The organism is Streptomyces sp. DSM 40868 (assembly GCF_011820545.1).
Taxonomy (GTDB): domain Bacteria; phylum Actinomycetota; class Actinomycetes; order Streptomycetales; family Streptomycetaceae; genus Streptomyces; species Streptomyces eurythermus.
The window spans coordinates 4,527,959-4,548,995 of record NZ_CP050504.1 but is presented as its reverse complement, the minus strand read 5'-3'; the positions used below and the strand labels follow the sequence as shown (position 1 = coordinate 4,548,995).

Below are 21,037 nucleotides of genomic sequence, written 5' to 3'. Positions count from 1 at the left end.
CGCATTTTGGCTACAGGCAGCCCGGGGCTGTGGACAAACGGTTCTCCACAGCCTGGAATGAACGCAGGACGTCCACGGCGGGGAAGCGGGGGAACATGGCGCCTGAACAAATGGCCTACGGACCGCAGGACGGCGGCGCGCTGCCGCCCCCGCGCCCGCTGGACGCCATCGACCAGGACATCCTGAGGATCCTCCAGGGGGACGGCCGGGCCTCGATACGGTCCGTCGCCGAGCGCGTCCACGTCTCGCGCGCCAACGCCTACGCGCGGATCAACCGGCTCGTCGAGGACGGGGTGATCCGGGGTTTCAGCGCCCGCGTGGATCACGAACGGGCAGGTCACGGCACGTCCGCGTACATCACATTGAAGATCGTCCAGAACAGCTGGCGCACGGTCCGCGAGCAGCTCCGGCAGCTGCCCGGCGCCTCCCACATCGCCCTGGTGGGCGGCGACTTCGACGTGCTGCTGCTGGTCCACACGCCCGACAACCGGGCGCTGCGCGAGCTGGTGCTGACGCGGCTCCAGGCGATCCCCGAGGTGCTCAGCACCCGCACGCTGCTGGTGTTCGAGGAGGAGGACCTGGAGCCGGACGGCTGAGGTCAGGCGCGGCGCAGCCCCGAGAAGACCAGCCGGACGACGGCGTCGGCCATCTCCGGGCCGGTCGCGCCGCGCGCCTCCGGCCGGTACCACTCCACGATGGAGTTGATCATTCCGAAGACCAGCCGGGTGGCCAGCCGCACCTCCACGTCGCCGCGTATGTCCCCGTCGGCCGCCGCCGCCTTCATCAGCTCGGCCACCCGGTGGTCGAAGTCGCGGCGCCGCTCCAGCGCCCACCGCTCGGTCTCGGTGTTGCCGCGCACGCGCAGCAGCAGCGTCACATAGGGCAGTTCGGCGGTGAGTACCTCGACCATGCGGCGCACGACGTGCTCCAGCCGGTCGGCGGCGCGCCCCACGCGCGCGGGCTCCTCGTCCAGGATGGCGAACAGGCCGTCCAGGGCGCGGCTGACGGCCCGGCGCAGCAGCTCCTCCTTGCCGCTGACGTGGTGGTAGATCGACGACTTGGAGATGCCGGCCGCCTTGGACAGGTGCTCCATGGAGGTGCCGTCGTAACCGCGCTCGTTGAAGACCCGCACGGCGACGGAGAGCAGCGTCTCGGGGGTGTACGTGTCGCGTCTGGCCGTGGTCATGAGGTGCTCTCCCGCCGGTCGTTGGCATAGGCGTGACGGTAGAGCGCGAGGGAGGGCGCGTAGCGTCCGGAAGGGTCGCGCTCGTGCATCTCGTCCAGGATGTCGAAGGCGAAGTCGCGGCCGAGCCTGCGGCCCCACTCGAAGGGCCCCAGCGGGTAGTTGACGCCCAGGCGCATCGCGGTGTCGATGTCCTCCTCGGTGGCCACGCCCTTGGCGACGGCGTCGTGGGCGAGGTCGATGATCCGGGCGACGGTGCGCGCGACGATCATGCCGGGGACGTCGCCGATGACGCTGACGTCCTTGCCGAGCGCCTGGAAGAGCCCGGTGGCCTCGGCGAGGGTGCGCGGCGAGGTGTCCTGGGAGGCGGACAGGGCGATGCGGGTGGCCGCGCGGTAGTCCAGGGCGAGGTCGAAGTAGACGACGTCCCCGAACTCGGCGGAGGTCTGGCCGTCGGCCAGGACCAGGTCGCCGCCGCCGGGCAGCACCAGGCGGGTGCCCTGGTTCTCGTCCTCCTCGCGGACCTCGATGCCCGCCTCGCGGATCAGCGTGAGCAGCTCGGCCGCCGGCCCCAGGCCGCCCTCGGCGACGACGTGGGCGGGCGGCCGCTCCTTGTCGGCGGTGTGCGGCTCGGGCCGCTCGGCGCCCTCGGCGTAGTCGTACCAGCCGCGCCCGCTCTTGCGGCCGAGCCGGCCGGACTCCACCAGCCGGCGCTGGGCCAGGGAAGGCGTGAAGCGCACGTCCTGGAAGAAGGACTGCCACACCGAGTGGGTGACGGACTCGTTGACGTCCTGGCCGATCAGGTCGGTCAGTTCGAAGGCGCCCATCTTGAACCCGCCCGACTCGCGCAGGACCGCGTCGATGGTCGCGGGGTCGGCGGCCTGGGCCTCGTAGACGGCGAACGCCTCGGCGTAGAAGGGCCGGGCGATGCGGTTGACGATGAAGCCGGGGGTGTCGGCGCAGGCCACCGGGGTCTTCCCCCAGGCGCGGGCGGTCTCGTACGCGCGCGTGGCCGACGTGACGTCGGTGGCGAACCCGGAGACCACCTCCACCAGCGGCAGCAGTGGCGCCGGGTTGAAGAAGTGCAGGCCGACGAAGCGGCCGGGGTGGCGCAGGGCGCCGCCGATGGCCGTCACCGACAGCGAGGAGGTGTTGGTGGCCAGCAGGCAGTCCTCGGCGACGATCTCCTCCAGCTCGCCGAAGAGCCGCTGCTTGACGTCCAGCCGTTCCAGGACGGCCTCCACCACCAGGGCGCAGTCGGCCAGCTCCGCGAGGCCGTCCGCGGGCGTGAGGCGGGCGCGGGCCGCGTCCCGGTCGCCGGCGGAGAGCCGGCCCTTCTCCACGAGCCGGTCGAGCCGGGCGCCGATCGCTTCGGCCGCGTCCCGGGCCCGCCCGGGTACGGCGTCGTAGAGCCGCACGGGATGGCCGGCGACCAGCGCGACCTGGGCGATGCCCTGGCCCATGGTGCCGGTGCCGACGACGGCCACGGGGCTGCTGAGGTCGAGTGCTGTCATGTGCGCGATCCTCCCGCACGACGTTTTCCACAGATGCGGCGGACCCCCTTGTCCCGACCGATCGTTCGGTTACTCTAGCTCTGACGGGCAGCCCCTGCCCAGGTCACGGACTCGACGAAGAGGCTCTCCAGACGAGGAGTTGGTCCCGCATGGCCGCCGAACCGACCGCCCACGAGCTGCTCCGGAAGCACCGGCCCACGCTCGACCAGGCGCTGGAAGCGATCCGCACGCGCGCGTACTGGTCCCCGCACCCCGAGCACCCGAAGGCCTACGGCGAGGACGGCAGCCTGGACGCGGCGGCGGGCAAGGCCGCCTTCGACGCCCTGCTGGGCAACCGCCTCGACCTCGCCGACCAGCCGGGCGTCGACGACTGGGTGGGCGGGGAGGTCTCCCCGTACGGCATCGAGCTGGGCGTGACCTACCCGCATCCGGACATCGACGTGCTGCTGCCCGCCATGCGGGCCGGGCAGCGCGCCTGGCGGGACGCGGGCCCCGAGCTGCGGGCCGTGGTGTGCCTGGAGATCCTGAAGCGGATCAGCGACCGCACGCACCAGTTCGCGCACGCGGTCATGCACACCTCCGGCCAGGCGTTCATGATGGCGTTCCAGGCGGGCGGCCCGCACGCCCAGGACCGCGCCCTGGAGGCGGTGGCGTACGCGTACGCGGAGCAGGTCCGCACCCCGGAGCAGGCGGAGTGGACCAAGCCGCAGGGCAAGCGCGACCCGCTGGTCCTCACCAAGCGGTTCACCGCGGTCCCGCGCGGCATCGGCCTGGTCATCGGCTGCAACACCTTCCCGACCTGGAACGGCTTCCCCGGCCTGTTCGCCTCCCTGGCCACCGGCAACGCGGTCCTGGTCAAGCCGCACCCGCGCGCGGTGCTGCCGCTCGCGCTGACCGTCCGGATCGCCCGGGACGTGCTCGCCGAGGCGGGCTTCGACCCGAACCTGGTCGCCCTGGCCGCCGAGCGACCCGGCGAGGGCATCGCCAAGACCCTGGCACTGCGCCCCGAAATCAGGATCATCGACTACACGGGGTCGACGGCGTTCGGCGACTGGCTGGAGACCAACGCCCACCAGGCGCAGGTCTACACGGAGAAGGCCGGCGTCAACACGGTGATCGTGCACTCCACGGACGACTACCAGGGCATGCTGTCCAACCTGGCGTTCTCGCTGTCCCTGTACAGCGGCCAGATGTGCACCACCCCGCAGAACCTGCTCATCCCCCGCGACGGCATCGCCACCGACCAGGGGCACAAGTCCTTCGACGAGGTCACCGCCGACCTCGCGCGCGCGGTCGACGGCCTGCTCGGCGACGACGCCCGGGCGAACGCGCTGCTGGGCGCGATCGTCAACCCGGACGTCAAGGCCCGCCTGGAGGCCGCGGCCGGGCTAGGCGAAGTCGCGCTCGCCTCGCGCGAGGTCACCCATCCGGATTTCCCGGACGCGGTGGTCCGCACCCCCGTCATCGTCAAGCTGGACGGCGCCAAGCCGGACGACGAGGCCGCGTACATGAGCGAGTGCTTCGGCCCGGTCTCCTTCGCGGTCGCCGTCGACTCGGCGGCCGACGCCGTGGAGCTGCTGCGCCGCACCGTCCGGGAGAAGGGCGCGATGACGGTCGGCGCGTACACCACGGACGCCGCGACCGAGCAGGCCGTCGAGGAGGCATGCCTGGAGGAGGCGGCCCAGCTCTCCCTGAACCTGACCGGCGGGGTCTACGTGAACCAGACGGCCGCCTTCTCCGACTTCCACGGCTCCGGCGGCAACCCGGCGGCCAACGCGGCCCTGACCGACAGCGCCTTCGTGGCCAACCGCTTCCGGATGGTGGAGGTGCGGCGGGAGGCCTGAACCCGGCCTAAGCCAGTGACGCGCCCCCGGTCGCGCTCCAGTGGTACAGCGTCATCGCCACGCTGGTGGCGAGGTTGTAGCTGGAGACCTGGGGGCGCATCGGCAGGCGCAGCAGGTGATCGGCGCGGGCGCGCAGCGGAGCCGACAGGCCGGTGCGTTCCGAGCCGAAGGCCAGAACGGCGTCGTCCGGCAGCCGGGTGGCACGGATGTCCTCGCCCTCCGGGTCGAGCGCGAACAGCGGCCCGGCGGGCAGGTCGTCGAGGTCCAGCCGCTCGACGGCGGTCGCGAAGTGCAGACCCGCGCCGCCGCGCACCACGGTGGGGTGCCAGGGGTCGAGCGTGCCCGTGGTGACCACCCCGGTCGCCCCGAACCCGGCGGCGAGCCGGATCACGGCACCGGCGTTGCCCAGATTGCGCGGGTTGTCCAGGACCACGACGGGGGCGGTGCGGGGCGTACGGGCGAGCGCGCGCAGATTCTCCGCGCGGGACGGCCGTGCGGCCAGGGCGGCCACACCGGTCGGATGCGGGCGCGGGACCAGGGCGGCGTACTCCGGCCCGGACACCTCCGTCAGCAGGGCGTCCAGGGTGTCGCGCACGTCCCCGGCCAGCTCCTCGGCGAGGACGAGCGCGGCCCGCCGGTCGGTGGTGACCGCGACCGGCACCTCGGCGCCGAAGCGCAGCGCGTGCTTCAGGGCGTGGAAACCGTCGAGCAGGACGGCGCCCTGAGCGTGCGCGCGCCAGCGGCTCAGCGGGTCGGTCATGCGGTGAACCCTACGTGGTCGGCCGTGCTCTCCTCCGTGGGGCGCGGTGCCGGGACCTCATGGCCGGCGCCCCCGGCGAGCCGCCCCCGCGCGCGTGCCGCCAGGTCGCCGAGCCGGCGCAGGAAGGACGTCGGCAGGAACACCGCGTCGGCGGCGATCATCGCCAGCGAGAAGAACGGCAGGCCGAGGACGACCGCGATCACCGCGTGCTCGGCCATCATCACCACCAGCAGGACGTTCTTGACCCGCCGGTTGAACAGGGTGAACGGGAAGGCGACCTGCACCATGACCGTCCCGTAGGCCGCGATCATCATGATCGTGCCGCTGGAGGACATCAGGTCCGCGAGCCCCGGCCAGGGCGAGAAGTAGTCCAGGTGGAGCGGGTAGTAGACGGCGGTGCCGTCCTGCCAGCGCGAGCCCTGGACCTTGTACCAGCCGGCCGTGGCGTAGATCAGGCAGGCCTCGGCCATGATGACGACCAGAGCGCCGTTGTGCAGGACGTTGGCGACGACGTCCAGCAGGATCCGGGGCTCCCGCCGGGCCGCCCGGCGCTCGACGACCCACCACAGGCCGAGTCCCGCCCAGGCCGTCCACAGCAGCGCCGGGATCAGCCATTCGGTGGCATGGAACCGCCCGGTCAGCGCTGCCGTGCCGAGCGCCAGGCCGAGCACCGCCCACAGCACCGGTCCCACCAGGTCGGCGGGCACTCGCTCGCCACGCGCGCGTGCCGCCGCCGCGCGGACCGCACGGCGGGCGTCGAGGGACCACACCTGACCGCAGCGCGTGAACACCAGGTAGATCGACATCAGATGCAGGACGTTGTCGCCGCCGTCGCCGACGAAGACGCTCCGGTTCTGCAGCGACAGCACGCCCACCATGAACAGCAGGGAGGAGGTCCGGGTGCGCCAGCCGAGCACCAGGGCCGCAGAGGCGAGAACGGCCAGCGCGTAGCAGATCTCGAACCAGAGCCGCCCGTCGGACCACAGCAGCGCCGTGAAGGCTTGGTTGTCGTCGGTCAGCTGCTTGGCGAGGTTCCAGCCCCATGGCCCGGAGGGACCGTACAGCTCCTGGCGGTGGGGGAACTCGCGCAGCAGGAACAGCAGCCAGGTCCCGGCGAACCCGATCCGGATCACGGCGCTCTGGTACGGCCCGAGGGCCGCGCCGGTGACCTGGGCGACACCCCGCGACAGCGTCAGGGAGAGACGGTTCACCGCACGCCTCCCGCGGCCTCGTCGGACGTCACGGACCACCAGGGCAGCAGGCGGTAGGCGGGTTTGTCGGGCACGCGTTCACGGCTCCAGGGCGGCGGCTGCACATTGGCGGTGCGGGAACGGACCTGCACGCGCTGGATCACGCCTTCCCGGCTCATCGGATCGCTCCGGTGCAGGCGCATCACCACGATCCGGCGCAGGTACTGCTCGGACAGCGAGCCGCGCAGACCGACGGCGCGGTTGTCGGCGCCGTGCGTGGCGGCGAAGAAGTCCCAGGCCCGGCGCAGCTCGTTCTGCTGGGTGTGGCTCGGCGCCGGATTGCCGTCGATGGCGGCGCCGTCCTGGGCGGACAGGTCGGTCCACGCGGTGGTGAGCAGCCCGCCGTCGCGCATCCGCACCTCGGCGCGGACCTGTACGGCGATGTTCTGCTGGAGCGGGTTCGGGGCGAACAGCTTCCAGTTCTGCTCGAACTCGGGGTACACCCACTCCTCTATCGCCTCGCCGTGCTGCTTCGTCACGGTGTTGGAGGGCGCGAGGCTGAGAAACACCATCAGCACATGCACACAGGCGGCCACGGCGATCACGGAGAGCGCCATGGCGGCGACGATCTGATACGGGAGGGAGAGGGCGGCCACGCCGGTACGGGGCCGGGGCAGGCCCTTCCCGGTACCCGGCCCGGCCTCGGGCGCGGCGACGGCGGTACGGGGCTCAGTACCGGTGGCACCGGCGCGGGACTCGGGCCAGGACACGGGGGTACGGGGCTCGGGCGTGGCGGCCGGTGGCGGGGCCGGGCGTGGCGGCTGTTCCGGGAGACGCGTCCCGGCCGGCCCGTCGGGAGCCTGCGGTTCCCGCGAGTCCTCGTCGTACGCGTCCATTGGGTCCCGTCCCCCGTTTCGGCTCATTCTCGTTCGGCCCGGTCGTTCCGCTCGGTGTCGTCCGCCCGGCGTCGGCCGGGCGGGGGCAGCCGTCGGCGCCGGGTTCGTCACAGGCGCCGCATGCCGCACGGGCGCCACCTCTCGGCGCCCGCACGGAACGGTACTCAGCCGGGGGCACCGGGCGCAGCCCCGGGTACGAACCGAGACGTGGCCCACGCCACGGAACGCCACACGGGAACGCGACGGTCACGGCTTCGGCGCTCCGGCAGAGGCGGCGACCGGGCACTGCCTGTTGCCGCTGTCACCGCTCCTGCTCAGCCGGACTTCGCCCCAGCCGTCACCCCGCCGAGGCACGCCTCGCGCCAGCCCCCGCGACGCCCTCCCGCCCCCGCCCCCTTCCACCCCCTTCCACCCTGCCCATCCCCTCCCGGACCAGCTCGCCTCCCGCCTCCCCGCACGTTGTCCACAGGTCGCGGCGGGAGTTTTCCACAGCGGTTGACACCCCATGGCGGCCCGGCACACCATGGATTGCGCACGGACCGAACGATCGGTCGGGCCGGGCTGGAAGGACAGTGTTCACCGCAGAGCCGAGGTCAGGGGGACCGCATGGCCACAGCAGCCGCGCAGCGCACGGCCCGTACAGGGGCGGACGGCGCGCCGGACACCGCCGACACGACGGCCTACCAGCGCGCCTTCGACGCGGCCGTGGCCGCCGACGAGCGCATCGAACCGCGCGACTGGATGCCGGATGCCTACCGCGCGACCCTGGTCCGGCAGATCGCCCAGCACGCGCACTCCGAGATCATCGGCATGCAGCCGGAGGCCAACTGGATCACCCGCGCGCCCTCCCTGCGCCGCAAGGCGATCCTGATGGCCAAGGTCCAGGACGAGGCCGGCCACGGCCTGTACCTGTACAGCGCGGCCGAGACGCTCGGCACCAGCCGTGACGAGTTGCTGGACAAACTCCACGCCGGCCGCCAGAAGTACTCCTCGATCTTCAACTACCCGACCCTGACCTGGGCCGACGTCGGAGCGATCGGCTGGCTGGTGGACGGCGCCGCGATCACCAACCAGGTCCCCCTGTGCCGCTGCTCCTACGGCCCGTACGCCCGTGCGATGGTCCGGATCTGCAAGGAGGAGTCCTTCCACCAGCGCCAGGGCTACGAACTGCTGCTGGCCCTCAGCAAGGGCACACCGGAGCAGCACGCCATGGCCCAGGACGCGGTGGACCGCTGGTGGTGGCCGTCGCTGATGATGTTCGGCCCGCCCGACGACGAGTCCCAGCACTCCGCGCAGTCGATGGAGTGGAAGATCAAGCGCCATTCCAACGACGAACTGCGCCAGCGCTTCGTGGACATCTGCGTCCCCCAGGCCGAGTCCCTGGGCCTCACCCTCCCCGACCCGGAACTGCGGTGGAACGAGGAGCGGGGACACTACGACTTCGGCCCGATCGACTGGACGGAGTTCTGGGAGGTCCTCAAGGGCAACGGCCCCTGCAACGAACAGCGCCTCACCCAGCGCAGGCGCGCCCACGACGAGGGCGCGTGGGTACGGGAAGCCGCCGCGGCCTACGCGGCCAAGCACACCGGCGACACCGGTGGGACGGGAGCGACGCGAGCATGAGCACCACCGACTGGCCCCTGTGGGAGGTCTTCGTCCGCTCCCGGCGCGGCCTGTCCCACACCCACGCCGGCAGCCTGCACGCGCCCGACGCCGAGCTGGCCCTGCGCAACGCCCGCGATCTGTACACCCGGCGCGGCGAGGGCGTCTCCATCTGGGTCGTCCCGGCCGCCGCCATCACCGCCTCCTCGCCGGACGAGAAGGACCCCTTCTTCGAGCCGGCCGCCGACAAGCCCTACCGGCACCCGACCTTCTACGAGATCCCGGAAGGGGTGAAGCACCTGTGACCGCCACCGGCCCCGCCACCGTCCCGGTGACCGCCGCGCTCGCCCTCGGCGACGACGCCCTGGTGCTCTCCCACCGCCTCGGGGAATGGGCAGGGCACGCCCCCGTCCTGGAGGAGGAGGTCGCCCTCGCCAACATCGCCCTGGACCTGCTCGGTCAGGCCCGGGTACTGCTGTCGCTGGCCGGTGACGAGGACGAACTGGCCTATCTGCGCGAGGAACGGGCCTTCCGCAACCTCCAGCTGGTGGAGCAGCCGAACGGCGACTTCGCGCACACCATCGCACGCCAGCTGTACTTCTCCACGTACCAGCACCTCCTCTACGCCGACCTGGCCGCAGGCGACGGCCCGTTCGCGCCACTGGCCGCGAAGGCGGTGAAGGAGGTCGCCTACCACCGCGACCACGCCGAGCAGTGGACGCTCCGGCTGGGCGACGGCACGGAGACCAGCCATGAGCGGATGGCCCGGGCGTGCGCCGCGCTGTGGCGGTACACCGGGGAGATGTTCCAGCCGGTGGAGGGCCTGGCCGCCGGCTGGGCGCGGCTGGAGGAGCGATGGCTGGAGTCCATCACCGACGTGCTGACCCGTGCCACCCTCACCCTCCCCGAGGGGCCGCGCACCGGTGCCTGGTCGGCCGGGGCCGGCCGGCAGGGCCTGCACACCGAGCCGTTCGGCCGGATGCTCGCCGAGATGCAGCACCTGCACCGCAGCCACCCGGGGGCGACATGGTGACCGGCACCGCCCTGGAGGCGGAACTGCTGGAGCTGGCCGGGACGGTGCCCGACCCCGAGCTGCCCGTGCTCACGCTGCGGGAGCTGGGCGTGCTCCGCGCGGTGCACGTCCACGGCACGGACGCGGTGGAGGTCGATCTCACCCCCACCTACACCGGCTGCCCCGCCATCGAGGCGATGAGCGTCGACATAGAGCGGGTGCTGCGCGCCCACGGCATGCGCGAGGTCACCGTCCGCACGGTGCTCAGCCCGGCCTGGTCGACCGACGACATCACTCCCGAAGGCCGCGAGAAACTCCGCGAGTTCGGCATCGCGCCGCCCCGGGCCCGGCGGGCCGCCGGCCCGGTTCCGCTGCCCCTGGGCCCGACCCGCACACGCCCCACGGCCACGAACGCCACCACGGACACGGTCACGGGTACGGCCACGGACGAGGGCACGAGCGCGGCCCCGTACACGGAGACCCGCACCGAACCAATCCGCTGCCCGCACTGCGGTTCGGCCGACACCGAGCTGCTGAGCCGGTTCTCCTCGACCGCGTGCAAGGCGCTGCGCCGGTGCCTGGGCTGCCGCGAACCGTTCGACCACTTCAAGGAGTTGTGATGGCACGCTTCCACCCGCTCCCGGTGGCCGCGGTCGACCGGCTCACGGACGACTCCGTCGCCCTCACCCTCTCCGTCCCGCCGGAGCTGCGCGCGCAGTACCGGCACGCGCCCGGCCAGCACCTCACGCTGCGCCGCCGGGTGGACGGCACGGAGATCCGCCGCACCTACTCGATCTGCTCCCCCGCCCCGCTCCCGGCCGGCGAGGGACCGGCCACCCTGCGGGTGGGGGTGCGGCTGGTGGAGGGAGGGGCCTTCTCCACGTACGCGCTGAAGGAGATCAACGTCGGGGACGAGCTGGACGTGATGACCCCGGCGGGCCGCTTCACGCTGGACCCGGCGCCGGGGTGGTACGCGGCGGTGGTCGGCGGCAGCGGCATCACCCCGGTGCTGTCCATCGTCGCCACGCTGCTGGCCCGCGAACCACGGGCCCGGTTCTGTCTGATACGCAGCGACCGGACGGCCGCCTCGACGATGTTCCTCGAGGAGGTCGCCGATCTGAAGGACCGCTGTCCCGAGCGGCTTCAGCTGGTGACCGTGCTCTCCCGGGAGGAACAGCAGGCGGGCCTGCCCTCGGGCCGGCTCGACCGGGAACGGCTCACGGGGCTGCTGCCCGCGCTGGTGCCGGTGGCGGAGGTGGCGGGCTGGTTCCTGTGCGGCCCGTACGGGCTGGTGGAGGGCGCCGAGCGGGCGCTGCGCGACCTGGGCGTGGCACGGGACCGGATCCACCAGGAGATCTTCCACGTGGACGCGGGCTCGGCCCCCGCGGCGACGGCGGCGGCTCCCGCGCACAGCACCATCACCGCGCGGCTGGACGGACGCGGCGGCACCTGGCCGGTGCGGGAGGGCGAGTCGCTGCTGGAGACGGTGCTGCGCAACCGGCCCGACGCGCCCTACGCCTGCAAGGGCGGGGTGTGCGGGACGTGCCGGGCCTTCCTGGTCGCGGGCGAGGTGCGCATGGACCGCAACTTCGCGCTGGAGACGGAGGAGACGGAGGCCGGGTATGTGCTGGCCTGCCAGTCGCATCCGCTGACGGAAAGGGTGGAACTGGACTTCGACCGCTGACCCGCAAGGGCCACCGGCGAGCGCGGGGCCCTCGCGCCGGTCTCGCTGCCGCCGTCCCGACCCCTTCCGTACCGCCCGTTCCCTTCTCCTGAACCTGCTCCACCTTGACGGACCGTCAGACGACGGTACCCGCCGGGAGGACAGGTCGTGGACTTCACCTTCACCGAGGAGCAGCAGGCGGCGCGGGGATACCACCCTCTGGCGGGCCGCCTGGCGGCGGAAGGGGTGCGGCGGGTGGTGCAGACGGCACAGCACCCGCACGGCGGCTTCGGCGCGGACACCGACTGCCCACTGCACCGCTACCACGCCTGGGCCAAGCACCTGGAACCGGCGCTCGGCCCCGCGGCGGCGTACGAGGAGCGGCTCGGGGACCTGCCGGCCACCCATCCGCTCGGCTGACGGAGGGCTCCCGCCGATGGACGGCCGCATCCTGGGGGACGGCTAGACGACGAAGCCCGGGGTGCCGTCGTCGGTGACGACCGGGCGGCCGGCCCGCTGCCAGTCCTGCATGCCGCCGTCGACGTTCACCGCGTCGAGGCCCTGCTGGACCAGGTACATGGTGACCTGGGCCGAGCGGCCGCCCGAGCGGCAGATGACGTGGACGCGGCCGTCCTGCGGGGCGGCCTCGGTCAGCTCGCCGTAGCGGGCCACGAAATCGCTGAGAGGGATGTGCAGCGCCCCCTTGGCGTGGCCCGCCTGCCACTCGTCGTCCTCGCGGACATCCAGCAGAAAGGCACCGTCCTCGACGTCGGTCACCTGGACCGTGGGCACACCAGCTCCGAAATTCATGGCTCCGACGCTACCCGAAGCCCGGCTCAGCCCCGTCCCGGCAACCCGGCTCAGCCCTGTCCCAGCAGCCCGGCCAGTTCCGCCTCCCGTTGGGCGATGTCGGCGCCCAGTCGGCCGGCGATCTCGTCGAGCAGCCCGTCGGGGTCGTCCGGGGCGAGCCGGAGCAGCCCGGCGATCGCGCCCTCCTCCAGCTCGCGGGCGACGAGGGTGATCAGTTCCTTGCGCTGGGCGAGCCATTCGAGGCGGGCGTACAGCTCCTCGGCGGGGCTCGGCCGGCGCTCGGGCGGCACCGGACCGGCGGCCCATTCGGCGGCCAGCTCCGTGAGCAGGGCCTCGTCGCCCCGGGCGTAGGCGGCGTTGACCCGGCTGAGGAACTCCTCGCGCCGCTTGCGCTCCGCCTCCTCCTGGGCCAGGTCGGGGTGGGCCTTGCGGGCGAGGTCGCGGTAGAGCTTGCGGGCCCGCTCACTGGGGCGCACCCGCTGCGGGGGCCGTACCGCCTGGCCGGTGAGCATGGCGGTGGCCTCCGGGAAGAGGCCGTCGCCGTCCATCCAGCCGTGCAGCAGCTCCTCCACGTCCGGGAGCGGCAGCACCCGGGCACGGGCCTCGGCGGCGCGCCGGATGTCCTCGGGGTCGCCGGTGCGGGCGGCCCGCGCCTCGGCGATCCGCGCGTCCAGTTCCTCGATCCGGGCGTACAGCGGGCCGAGCCGCTGGTCGTGCAGGCGGGAGAAGTTCTCCACCTCCACGCGGAACGTCTCCACGGCGATCTCGTACTCGATCAGCGCCTGCTCGGCGGCCCGGACGGCCTGTTCCAGCCGCTCCTCGGGGCGCGGCGCCTGGGACTGGCCGGCTTCGGGGGAGGTCACGCGTTCAGCGTATCGCTCCGCCGGGCCCGGCCCAGGCGTGGCGCTGGGCTCTCGGCGGCCCGGCCCGGACGGACGCAGGCGGGTGGAAGGGACCCACTCGCCCGGGTGCTCGTCCGCGCGTGCGGAACGAGGACGGGGCTCATACCCCCGTCTCCGCCTCGATGCGGCCCGCTCGGATGGCTGTCAGGAGGTCGGCGTGGTCGGATTCGGTGCGGTCGGCGTAGGCGACGGCGAACGCGGCGATGGCCTCGTCCAGTTCCTCGTTCTTGCCGCAGTAGCCGGCGATCAGCCACGGGTCGGCGCTGTGGGAGTGGGCGCGGGCCAGCAGGGCGCCGGTCATCCGGCCGTAGTCGTCGAGCTGGTCGGCGGGGAGGGCGGCCGGGTCGACGCTGCCCTTGCGGTTGCGGAACTGCCGCACCTGGTACGGGCGCCCCTCGACGGTGGTCCAGCCCAGCAGGATGTCGCTGACCACCTGCATCCGCTGCTGGCCGAGGACCACCCGGCGGCCCTCGTGCGCCACCGGCCGCACCGGGAAACCGGCCGTGGCCAGGTGCGGGGCGAGCGCGGAGGGGCGCGCCTCCTTCACCTGGAGGACCAGCGGCTCCCCGCGGTGGTCGAGCAGCAGGACGACGTAGGACCGGGTGCCGACGCTGCCGGTGCCGACCACCCGGAAGGCCACGTCGTGCACGGCGTGCCGGGCGAGCAGCGGACGGCGGTCCTCGCCGATCGTGCCGACGTACTCCTCCAGGGCCAGGGCGACCGCCGCCGCCTCGGCGTCCGGGATGTCGCGCAGCACCGGCGGGGCGGGCACGAACCGGCGTCCGCCGCCCGCGACGGCCTCCGTCGACTTCGCCGCGAACCGGCCGCTGGTGTTGGACCGGGCCTTCTCCGAGACCCGCCGGAGGGTGCCGAGCAGGTCATGGGCGTCGGTGTGGGAGACCAGTTCCTCGTCCGCGATGGCGTTCCAGGCGTCGAGCGCGGGCAGCTTGGCGAGCAGCCGCATGGTGCGGCGGTAGGCGCCGGCCGCGTCGCGGGCCGCCGCGCGGCAGGTGTCCTCGTCGGCGCCCGTCTCCCGCCCCGCCAGCACCAGGGAGGCCGCGAGCCGCTTCAGGTCCCACTCCCAGGGGCCGCGCGCGGTCTCGTCGAAGTCGTTGAGGTCGATGACGAGGTCGCCGCGGGCGTCGCCGTACAGGCCGAAGTTGGCCGCGTGCGCGTCGCCGCATATCTGGGTGGCGATCCCGGTCGTGGGGGTGCGGGCGAGGTCGTACGCCATGAGCCCGGCAGAGCCGCGCAGGAAGGCGAACGGTCCGGCCGCCATCCGGCCCACCCGCAGCGGGACCAGCTCGGGGATGCGGCCGGCGCCGGACTCCCGGACCGCGGTCACCGCGTCGGGGCGGCCGGCGTCCGCGTCGAGCGTGCGGTGGGCGGAACGCGGCACACTCCGCCGCAGAGCCTTGCCCTCCTTTTTCGGCGAACCGAACCCGGCCGCCGTACCCGGGGAATCCGGGCCCTCCGCCTCGCCCGGCGCTCCCTGGGACGGCCCCGGGGCGAATCCCCGTACCCGGGGCAGGCGGCGCGCGCCCCGGTCCGCCGTGCCCGCCACCCGCTCACCGCTTCCGGTCACCGCGACCGCCTCCCCCGCACATCTTCGAACGTACGTCGGTACGAACATCAACTCGGGGAGACGGTACAACCAGTGGCCCCGGGGACGGCTCGCGGCGACCCGGGCTTCGACGCCGTCGACCGGGCCCTGAGCGGCCCTGATCGACTCCGCGGCACCGGTGGGACAATGGGCGGCGGCCGCATGCGTCAGGAAGGTACAGGCCCATGACCACCCGACCCGGCCTGCGGGAGCGGAAGAAGGCCAAGACCCGCCGCCTTCTCCGGCAGGAAGCCCTCCGTCTCTTCGTGACGCAGGGGTACGACCACACCACCGTCGAACAGATCTGTGACGCGGCCGACGTCTCGCCGAGCACGTTCTTCCGTTACTTCCCGGCCAAGGAAGACGTGGTCCTCATGGACGACCCCGGCCCGTCCCCCGACGAACCGGGGGCGGCCTGCGCGGCCGGCCCCGGGTTTTCGGGGGAGCCGCCGGCGGACGACGCGGTGCGGGCGACGCTCCGCGACCTGCTCGCCCGGCGCGTCGGCCCGGACCCGGACACCACGCTGGCGCGGCTCAGGCTGGCCGCGCGGGTGCGGCCGCTGCGCGCGCGCCTGTGGCAGCACCAGGAAGCACAGGTGGCGCACACGGCCGCGCTGCTCGCCCGCCGCGCGGGCAGGGACGCGGACGCCTACGAGGTCCGGCTGGGCGCGGCCGTCCTCGTCGCGGTGACCACCGAGACGCTCCTGTACTGGGCGGAGCGCGACGGTGAACCGGACCTCACGACCCTCTTCGCCTGGGCACTGGACCGCCTCGGCGGACTCCGCCTGTGACCGACCCGCACCGGCTGCCCGGCCGTGTCGTGGCCGTACCGGGCGGGCTCGGGCGGACCTAGTACGGCAGCGGCCCGAACACCGCGGGACCGGCATGGCGGCGGAGGTCATGAAGTCCGCCGCCGCACCGGCGCCGGCTACGCGTCCTGTGGCCGGCAGCAGGGAAGATCCCGTCAGACGGTGGCGTTCGGACCGGCCGTCTTGCGGCGGCGCACGACGAACATGGCGCCCGCGCCGACCGCGACCGCCGCGCCGCCCGCCAGGGCGATCATCGGGAGCGCGGAGCTGGAGCCGGTCTCGGCGAGGTGGCCCTGGGGTTCGATCTTGGTGTTGCCGGCCGGCTGGTGCTGGGGCAGCGGCTTCTTGCCGCCCTGCGGCTTGGCGTCCCCGGGCTCACCCGGGGCGGTGCCGGCCTTGAGGATGTCGAACTCGTAGTAGCTGTCGTCGCCGGCGAGGACGCAGTTGCCCTCGTCGTCGGCGTACATGCCGATGCTCAGGGCGTAGCCCAGGCCGGCCGGGGCGGAGCTGTCCACGGCCAGGCGCAGGTCGATGGAGAAGGACTCGTGGGCCTTGACGTCGGTGTAGCCGAGGTAGCCGGCGCCCTCGTCGTTCTCGTCCAGGGAGATGTCGTTCCACTGGCCCGACGACGGGTCCTTGTACTGCAGGGTCAGGTGGCTGGTGTCGATGAAGTACTCCTCCTCGTCCACCTGGGCGGCGAAGACCCCGAGGTCGACGCGCTGGTACGCACGGTCACCGCTGTTCTTCACGTTCAGCCGGAAGCCGTGGAAGCCGCTGCCGGCCACGATCTTCGAGGGCAGCCCGGACAGGGCGGTCCGCAGGTTGTCGTCGATCTTGGCCTCGTCGTCGGAGCACTCGGCGGGGCCGTCCGACGGGGACGCGGACGCCGAGGGGGACGCGGACACGGAAGCGGAGGCGGAAGCAGAAGCCGAGGCGGAAGCGCTGGGCGAGGACTTCGCGGTGGGCGCGGTGTCCCCGTCGGCCGCGGGCGAGGACGCCCCCTCGGACGGAGTCGTGCCGTTCCCGGCGGCGGGGGACTCGTCGGCCGAGGGGGACTCGTCGGCCGCAGGGGACTCGTCGGCGGAGGGCGAGGATGCCTCCTGGCCCGGCGTCGTCTCGGTGACGGTGGTCGCCGGAGTGTCCCCGTCCGCCGCGTGGGCGATCGGGGCCGCGAGGAGAACGGCCGGCGTGATGGCGGCCGTGGCGGCGGCGAGGGCCAGGGAACGGCGAAGCTTCATACGAACCTCAGAACGGGAGTGACCAGTGCGTGCGCAGTCATGACCCGGAGAGGCCGTAAAGGGTTGCACCACCCTTACCCCGCCTTTATGTGAAGGCCATCACAGTCCCTGCGGGCCTGAGACCTTCGTCACGCATCACGGACGAGCACCACGCCCGGGAAACAGAAATGAGCGGCATCGTGATTACGATGCCGCTCATTTCGGTGGTGCGCGAGGGGGGAGTTGAACCCCCACGCCCTTGCGGGCACTGGAACCTGAATCCAGCGCGTCTGCCTATTCCGCCACCCGCGCATTGGGTGTGTCTTCCGGTTCCTTCCCTTTCGGGCTGGCCCCTTCCGACATCGAGAACATTAGCACGTCGTCCGGGGTGGATTCACATCCCTTCCCGGGCGCCCCCGGCGACCGCCTCGGGCGCGCCCCCCTGCGGGGTCGGCGTCCGCGTCCTCACGCGTCCCGCCCGTGCCCGTCCGTCTCAGGGAGACACGGTTCACGTATCAACCTCGTACCGGTCCCGGCCGTCTCCCCGGAAGGCGGGCCGGGTGCACAGCCCGGTGCGGGACACTGGTCTTCGCCCGCCTCTACGATCCAGGGGCAGCAGGACACGCGCCCGGAGTTCGAAGGGGAGCCGCTGGGGGAACCGGCTGATTGGCGGGCGCGTAGATACGATCAGTAAGCAGTACCCGGCAGTACCCCGGCAAGGCAGCGGCACAGAGCAAGGCAAGACGACGGCAGGGACGGAGGAGGTGCCCCATGGGAGTCCTGAAGAAGTTCGAGCAGCGTCTCGAAGGTCTGGTGAACGGCACCTTCGCCAAGGTCTTCAAGTCCGAGGTCCAGCCCGTGGAGATCGCCGGAGCGCTCCAGCGGGAGTGCGACAACAACGCCACCATCTGGAACCGCGACCGCACCGTCGTGCCCAACGACTTCATCGTGGAGCTGAGCGCGCCGGACTACGAGCGCCTCAGCCCCTACTCCGGGCAGCTGGGCGACGAGCTGGCCGGCATGGTGCGCGACTACGCCAAGCAGCAGCGCTACACCTTCATGGGCCCGATCAAGGTCAATCTGGAGAAGGCCGACGACCTGGACACCGGTCTGTACCGGGTGCGCTCGCGCACCCTGGCGTCCTCCAGCAGCCAGCAGGACCAGCAGGCACCGCCCGCCCCGGCGGGCGGCCGCCCCGCGGCGAGCGCCCCCGGCGGCTACGGCTATCCGCCGGCCGCCCCGCCCGCGGGCGCGCCCCCGATGCCGTCGACGCCGCCGCCCGGCGCCCGGCCCGGCGGGTACGGCTATCCGCAGCCCGCCACCCAGCGGCCCGCCGCGGCGCCGATGAGCGGCGCGCGCACCCGCTACTGGATCGAGATCAACGGCACCCGCCACCAGATCTCCCGCCCGACGCTGGTGCTGGGCCGCAGCACCGACGCCGACGTGCGGATCGACGACCCCGGCGTCTCCCGCCGGCACTGCGAGATCCGGACCGGAACGCCCTCGACGATCCAGGATCTCGGCTCCACCAACGGCATCGTGGTGGACGGGCAGCACACCACCCGCGCTACGCTCCGCGACGGCTCGCGGATCGTCGTGGGCAGCACCACCGTTATCTATAGGCAAGCCGAAGGGTGAAGCGGGGGCAATGTCAGAGCTGACCCTCACGGTCATGCGGCTGGGTTTCCTGGCCGTACTGTGGCTGTTCGTGATCGTGGCCGTGCAGGTCATCCGGAGCGACCTGTTCGGTACGCGCGTCACCCAGCGCGGATCGCGTAGGGAGGCGGCCCGGCCGCAGCAGTCCGGGCGCCAGCAGACCCGGCAGCAGGCCCGGCAGCAGGCCGCACCTCCGCCGCAGCGCGGCCAGCAGGGCGGCGGCCGGCGCGGCCGCAACGCCCCCACCAAGCTGGTCGTGACCGAGGGCACACTGACCGGCACCACCGTGGCGCTCCAGGGCCAGACCATCACCCTGGGCCGGGCGCACGACTCCACGATCGTGCTGGACGACGACTACGCCTCCAGCCGCCATGCCAGGATCTACCTGGACCAGAGCGGCCAGTGGATCATCGAGGACCTCGGTTCCACCAACGGCACCTACCTGGACCGGTCCCGGCTGACGACCCCCACACCGATCCCGCTGGACAAGCCGATCCGCATCGGCAAGACCGCGATCGAGCTGCGGAAGTAGTGCCACGTCATGAATAAGCGCGAGCGGAGCGAGCACGCCGCGGCAGGCCGCCACCCGGTCTCCGGCGCGCTCCCGACCGGAGGGTGGGCAGTGTGGCTCGACACGACCGGCTGCATTCGGAGCCGACGGGCGAGGTGCGCATGAGTCTGTCACTGCGCTTCGCCGCCGGATCGCACGAGGGCATGATCCGCGGGCACAACGAGGACTCCGGCTACGCCGGCCCGCGCCTGCTGGCCATCGCCGACGGCATGGGCGGCCAGGCGGCCGGCGAGGTCGCCTCCTCCGAGGTGATCTCCACCATCGTCCCGCTCGACGACGACGTGCCCGGCTCCGACATCCTCACCTCCCTCGGCACCGCCGTGCAGCGCGCCAACGACCAGCTGCGCGCCATGGTCCAGGAGGACCCGCAGCTGGAGGGCATGGGCACCACCCTGACCGCCCTGCTGTGGACCGGGCAGCGGCTCGGTCTGGTCCACGTCGGCGACTCGCGCGCCTATCTGCTGCGCGACGGCGTCCTCACCCAGATCACCCAGGACCACACCTGGGTGCAGCGGCTGGTCGACGAGGGCCGGATCACCGAGGAAGAGGCCACCACCCACCCGCAGCGCTCCCTGCTGATGCGCGCCCTCGGCAGCAGCGAGCACGTCGAGCCCGACCTCTCCATCCGCGAGGTCCGCGCCGGCGACCGCTATCTGATCTGCTCCGACGGCCTGTCCGGGGTGGTCTCCCACCAGACGATGGAGGAGACCCTCGCCAGCTACCAGGGTCCGCAGGAGACCGTGCAGGAGCTGATCCAGCTCGCGCTGCGCGGCGGCGGCCCCGACAACATCACGGTCATCGTCGCCGACGTGCTGGACCTGGACCAGGGCGACACCCTCGCCGGCCAGCTGTCCGACCAGCCGGTGGTGGTCGGCGCGGTCGCCGAGAACCAGCACCACCCGCAGGACAACGGGATCATGCAGACCCCGGCCGGCCGCGCCGCCCACCTGGGCCGGCGTGGTCAGGGCGGCGGCGAGTTCGGGCCGCCCGGCTCGGGTGACACCGGCTACCTCCCGGCCGGCGGCTTCGGCGAGTACGGCGACGAGGACTTCACCAAGCAGCGCAAGCCGCGCAGGTGGCTGAAGACCTCCCTGTACGGCGCCCTCGCCCTGGCCGTCGTGGGCGGCGGCCTGTACGGCGGTTACCGCTGGACGCAGACGCAGTACTACGTCGGCGCCAAGGACGAGCACGTGGCGCTGTACCGCGGGATCAGCCAGGACCTGGCCTGGGTGTCGCTGTCGGAGGTGGAGAAGGACCACCCCGAGATCGAACTCAAGTACCTGCCGCCGTACCAGCAGAAGCAGGTGAAGGCCACGATCGCGGAGGGCGGCCTCCAGGCGGCCCGGACGAAGGTCGAGGAGCTGGCCGTGCAGGCCTCCGCCTGCCGGAAGCAGGCCGAGCGCAAGGCCGCGGACGAGGCCGCGCGCGACGCGAAGAACGACAAGGGCAAGACCACCGACGCCGACAAGGGCACCGGCGGAACCGGTGGCACCGACACCGGCGCCACCACCGGTACCGGTACCGGCGCCACCACGGGTACCGGCACCGGTGCCGGTACCGGCTCCACCGCGGGCACGGGCACGCAGACCGCGTTCTCCGGGGACCCCGCCACGCCGGTCGTCACCCTCGCCCAGGTCTCCCTCGTCACGAAGGCCACCCCGGCCCCGAATCCGTCGGCCTCGAAGACGACCCCGGCGGTCCCTTCGAAGTCTCCGTCCACGACCCCGTCCGCGACCCCCAGCCCCGGCCCCACTCTCTCGGAGGATGAGCAGAAGGTCGTCTCGCTGTGCGGTAAGCAGTAGGCA

20 protein-coding genes, 1 tRNA gene and 1 pseudogene are annotated in these 21,037 nt (G+C 72.8%); 12 read left to right on the top strand and 10 right to left on the bottom strand.

Features of this window, described 5'->3' with window-relative positions:
* Positions 1-110: 110 nt before the first annotated feature.
* On the top strand, positions 111-596 hold the full coding sequence (locus HB370_RS20725; protein ID WP_030780794.1) for an Lrp/AsnC family transcriptional regulator: 486 nt from the start codon (positions 111-113) through the stop codon (positions 594-596).
* A 2-nt stretch (positions 597-598) separates the two neighbouring features.
* On the opposite strand, the gene HB370_RS20720 is transcribed toward HB370_RS20725, so the two are convergent.
* Both HB370_RS20720 and HB370_RS20715 read right to left on the bottom strand, forming a co-directional pair.
* Complete coding sequence (locus tag HB370_RS20720; RefSeq protein ID WP_030780797.1) at positions 599-1,186, bottom strand: TetR/AcrR family transcriptional regulator; 588 nt, start codon at positions 1,184-1,186, stop codon at positions 599-601.
* A complete protein-coding gene (locus HB370_RS20715) occupies positions 1,183-2,697 on the bottom strand; it encodes a 3-hydroxyacyl-CoA dehydrogenase (RefSeq protein WP_030780800.1) in 1,515 nt (504 codons plus the stop codon). The genes HB370_RS20720 and HB370_RS20715 overlap by 4 nt, the downstream gene beginning before the upstream one ends.
* Before the next feature lie 149 nt (positions 2,698-2,846).
* On the opposite strand from HB370_RS20715, the gene paaN reads away from it, so the two are divergent.
* On the top strand, positions 2,847-4,541 hold the full coding sequence (gene paaN, locus HB370_RS20710) for a phenylacetic acid degradation protein PaaN (RefSeq protein ID WP_030780803.1): 1,695 nt from the start codon (positions 2,847-2,849) through the stop codon (positions 4,539-4,541).
* 7 nt (positions 4,542-4,548) lie between these two features.
* Here the strand turns inward: paaN and HB370_RS20705 are convergent, their stop codons facing one another.
* From HB370_RS20705 to HB370_RS20695, 3 genes are read right to left on the bottom strand one after another with little or no spacing between them, the layout of a single operon-like run.
* Entirely contained in the window at positions 4,549-5,301 is a 753-nt protein-coding gene (locus HB370_RS20705) for a TrmH family RNA methyltransferase (protein WP_030780806.1), read from the bottom strand.
* On the bottom strand, positions 5,298-6,512 hold the full coding sequence (locus HB370_RS20700; RefSeq protein ID WP_030780809.1) for an HTTM domain-containing protein: 1,215 nt from the start codon (positions 6,510-6,512) through the stop codon (positions 5,298-5,300). The genes HB370_RS20705 and HB370_RS20700 overlap by 4 nt, the downstream gene beginning before the upstream one ends.
* A complete protein-coding gene (locus HB370_RS20695; protein ID WP_037701330.1) occupies positions 6,509-7,387 on the bottom strand; it encodes a DUF5819 family protein in 879 nt (292 codons plus the stop codon). The genes HB370_RS20700 and HB370_RS20695 overlap by 4 nt, the downstream gene beginning before the upstream one ends.
* 606 nt (positions 7,388-7,993) lie before the next feature.
* Here HB370_RS20695 and paaA point away from each other — a divergent pair.
* The 6 genes and pseudogenes from paaA to HB370_RS20665 form a co-directional block, all read left to right on the top strand.
* The gene (paaA, locus tag HB370_RS20690) at positions 7,994-9,010 is read left to right on the top strand and encodes a 1,2-phenylacetyl-CoA epoxidase subunit PaaA (protein WP_030780813.1); all 1,017 of its coding nucleotides are present in this window, start codon (positions 7,994-7,996) and stop codon (positions 9,008-9,010) included.
* Positions 9,007-9,294, top strand: coding sequence for a 1,2-phenylacetyl-CoA epoxidase subunit PaaB (gene paaB, locus HB370_RS20685; protein WP_014673816.1), 288 nt, complete (start codon positions 9,007-9,009; stop codon positions 9,292-9,294). Before paaA ends, paaB begins: the two co-directional genes overlap by 4 nt.
* Positions 9,291-10,022, top strand: coding sequence for a 1,2-phenylacetyl-CoA epoxidase subunit PaaC (gene paaC / locus HB370_RS20680; RefSeq protein ID WP_030780820.1), 732 nt, complete (start codon positions 9,291-9,293; stop codon positions 10,020-10,022). Before paaB ends, paaC begins: the two co-directional genes overlap by 4 nt.
* The gene (gene paaD, locus HB370_RS20675) at positions 10,016-10,621 is read left to right on the top strand and encodes a 1,2-phenylacetyl-CoA epoxidase subunit PaaD (protein WP_030780823.1); all 606 of its coding nucleotides are present in this window, start codon (positions 10,016-10,018) and stop codon (positions 10,619-10,621) included. Before paaC ends, paaD begins: the two co-directional genes overlap by 7 nt.
* Positions 10,621-11,685, top strand: a complete 1,065-nt coding sequence (locus HB370_RS20670) for a 2Fe-2S iron-sulfur cluster-binding protein (protein ID WP_030780827.1) — start codon at positions 10,621-10,623, stop codon at positions 11,683-11,685. Before paaD ends, HB370_RS20670 begins: the two co-directional genes overlap by 1 nt.
* 213 nt (positions 11,686-11,898) lie before the next feature.
* Positions 11,899-12,084, top strand: a pseudogene (locus HB370_RS20665) (acyl-CoA dehydrogenase); the annotation flags it as partial.
* 42 nt (positions 12,085-12,126) lie between these two features.
* Here HB370_RS20665 and HB370_RS20660 read toward each other — a convergent pair.
* The 3 genes from HB370_RS20660 to HB370_RS20650 form a co-directional block, all read right to left on the bottom strand.
* On the bottom strand, positions 12,127-12,456 hold the full coding sequence (locus tag HB370_RS20660) for a rhodanese-like domain-containing protein (RefSeq protein WP_030780833.1): 330 nt from the start codon (positions 12,454-12,456) through the stop codon (positions 12,127-12,129).
* 68 nt (positions 12,457-12,524) lie between these two features.
* Positions 12,525-13,337: a hypothetical protein gene (locus HB370_RS20655; protein WP_030780836.1), complete on the bottom strand. Its 813-nt coding sequence runs from the start codon at positions 13,335-13,337 to the stop codon at positions 12,525-12,527.
* Between the two features lie 139 nt (positions 13,338-13,476).
* On the bottom strand, positions 13,477-15,009 hold the full coding sequence (locus tag HB370_RS20650) for a DUF2252 domain-containing protein (protein ID WP_078637479.1): 1,533 nt from the start codon (positions 15,007-15,009) through the stop codon (positions 13,477-13,479).
* Positions 15,010-15,164: 155 nt separating this feature from the next.
* On the opposite strand from HB370_RS20650, the gene HB370_RS20645 reads away from it, so the two are divergent.
* Entirely contained in the window at positions 15,165-15,770 is a 606-nt protein-coding gene (locus HB370_RS20645) for a TetR family transcriptional regulator (RefSeq protein WP_037701336.1), read from the top strand.
* Positions 15,771-15,943: 173 nt separating this feature from the next.
* Here the strand turns inward: HB370_RS20645 and HB370_RS41975 are convergent, their stop codons facing one another.
* Both HB370_RS41975 and HB370_RS20635 read right to left on the bottom strand, forming a co-directional pair.
* Positions 15,944-17,026, bottom strand: a complete 1,083-nt coding sequence (locus tag HB370_RS41975; protein WP_030780845.1) for an LAETG motif-containing sortase-dependent surface protein — start codon at positions 17,024-17,026, stop codon at positions 15,944-15,946.
* Positions 17,027-17,230: 204 nt separating this feature from the next.
* Positions 17,231-17,317, bottom strand: a tRNA-Leu gene (locus HB370_RS20635).
* A gap of 459 nt (positions 17,318-17,776) precedes the next feature.
* Here HB370_RS20635 and HB370_RS20630 point away from each other — a divergent pair.
* The 3 genes from HB370_RS20630 (at position 17,777) to HB370_RS20620 (ending at position 21,034) form a co-directional block, all read left to right on the top strand.
* Positions 17,777-18,643: a DUF3662 and FHA domain-containing protein gene (locus HB370_RS20630; protein ID WP_030780848.1), complete on the top strand. Its 867-nt coding sequence runs from the start codon at positions 17,777-17,779 to the stop codon at positions 18,641-18,643.
* A 10-nt stretch (positions 18,644-18,653) separates the two neighbouring features.
* Positions 18,654-19,193 carry an FHA domain-containing protein gene (locus HB370_RS20625; RefSeq protein WP_030780850.1) on the top strand — a complete coding sequence of 180 codons (540 nt, stop codon included), beginning with the start codon at positions 18,654-18,656 and terminating at the stop codon, positions 19,191-19,193.
* Positions 19,194-19,333: 140 nt separating this feature from the next.
* A complete protein-coding gene (locus HB370_RS20620) occupies positions 19,334-21,034 on the top strand; it encodes a Stp1/IreP family PP2C-type Ser/Thr phosphatase (protein WP_208974423.1) in 1,701 nt (566 codons plus the stop codon).
* The last annotated feature ends 3 nt before the right edge of the window (positions 21,035-21,037 follow it).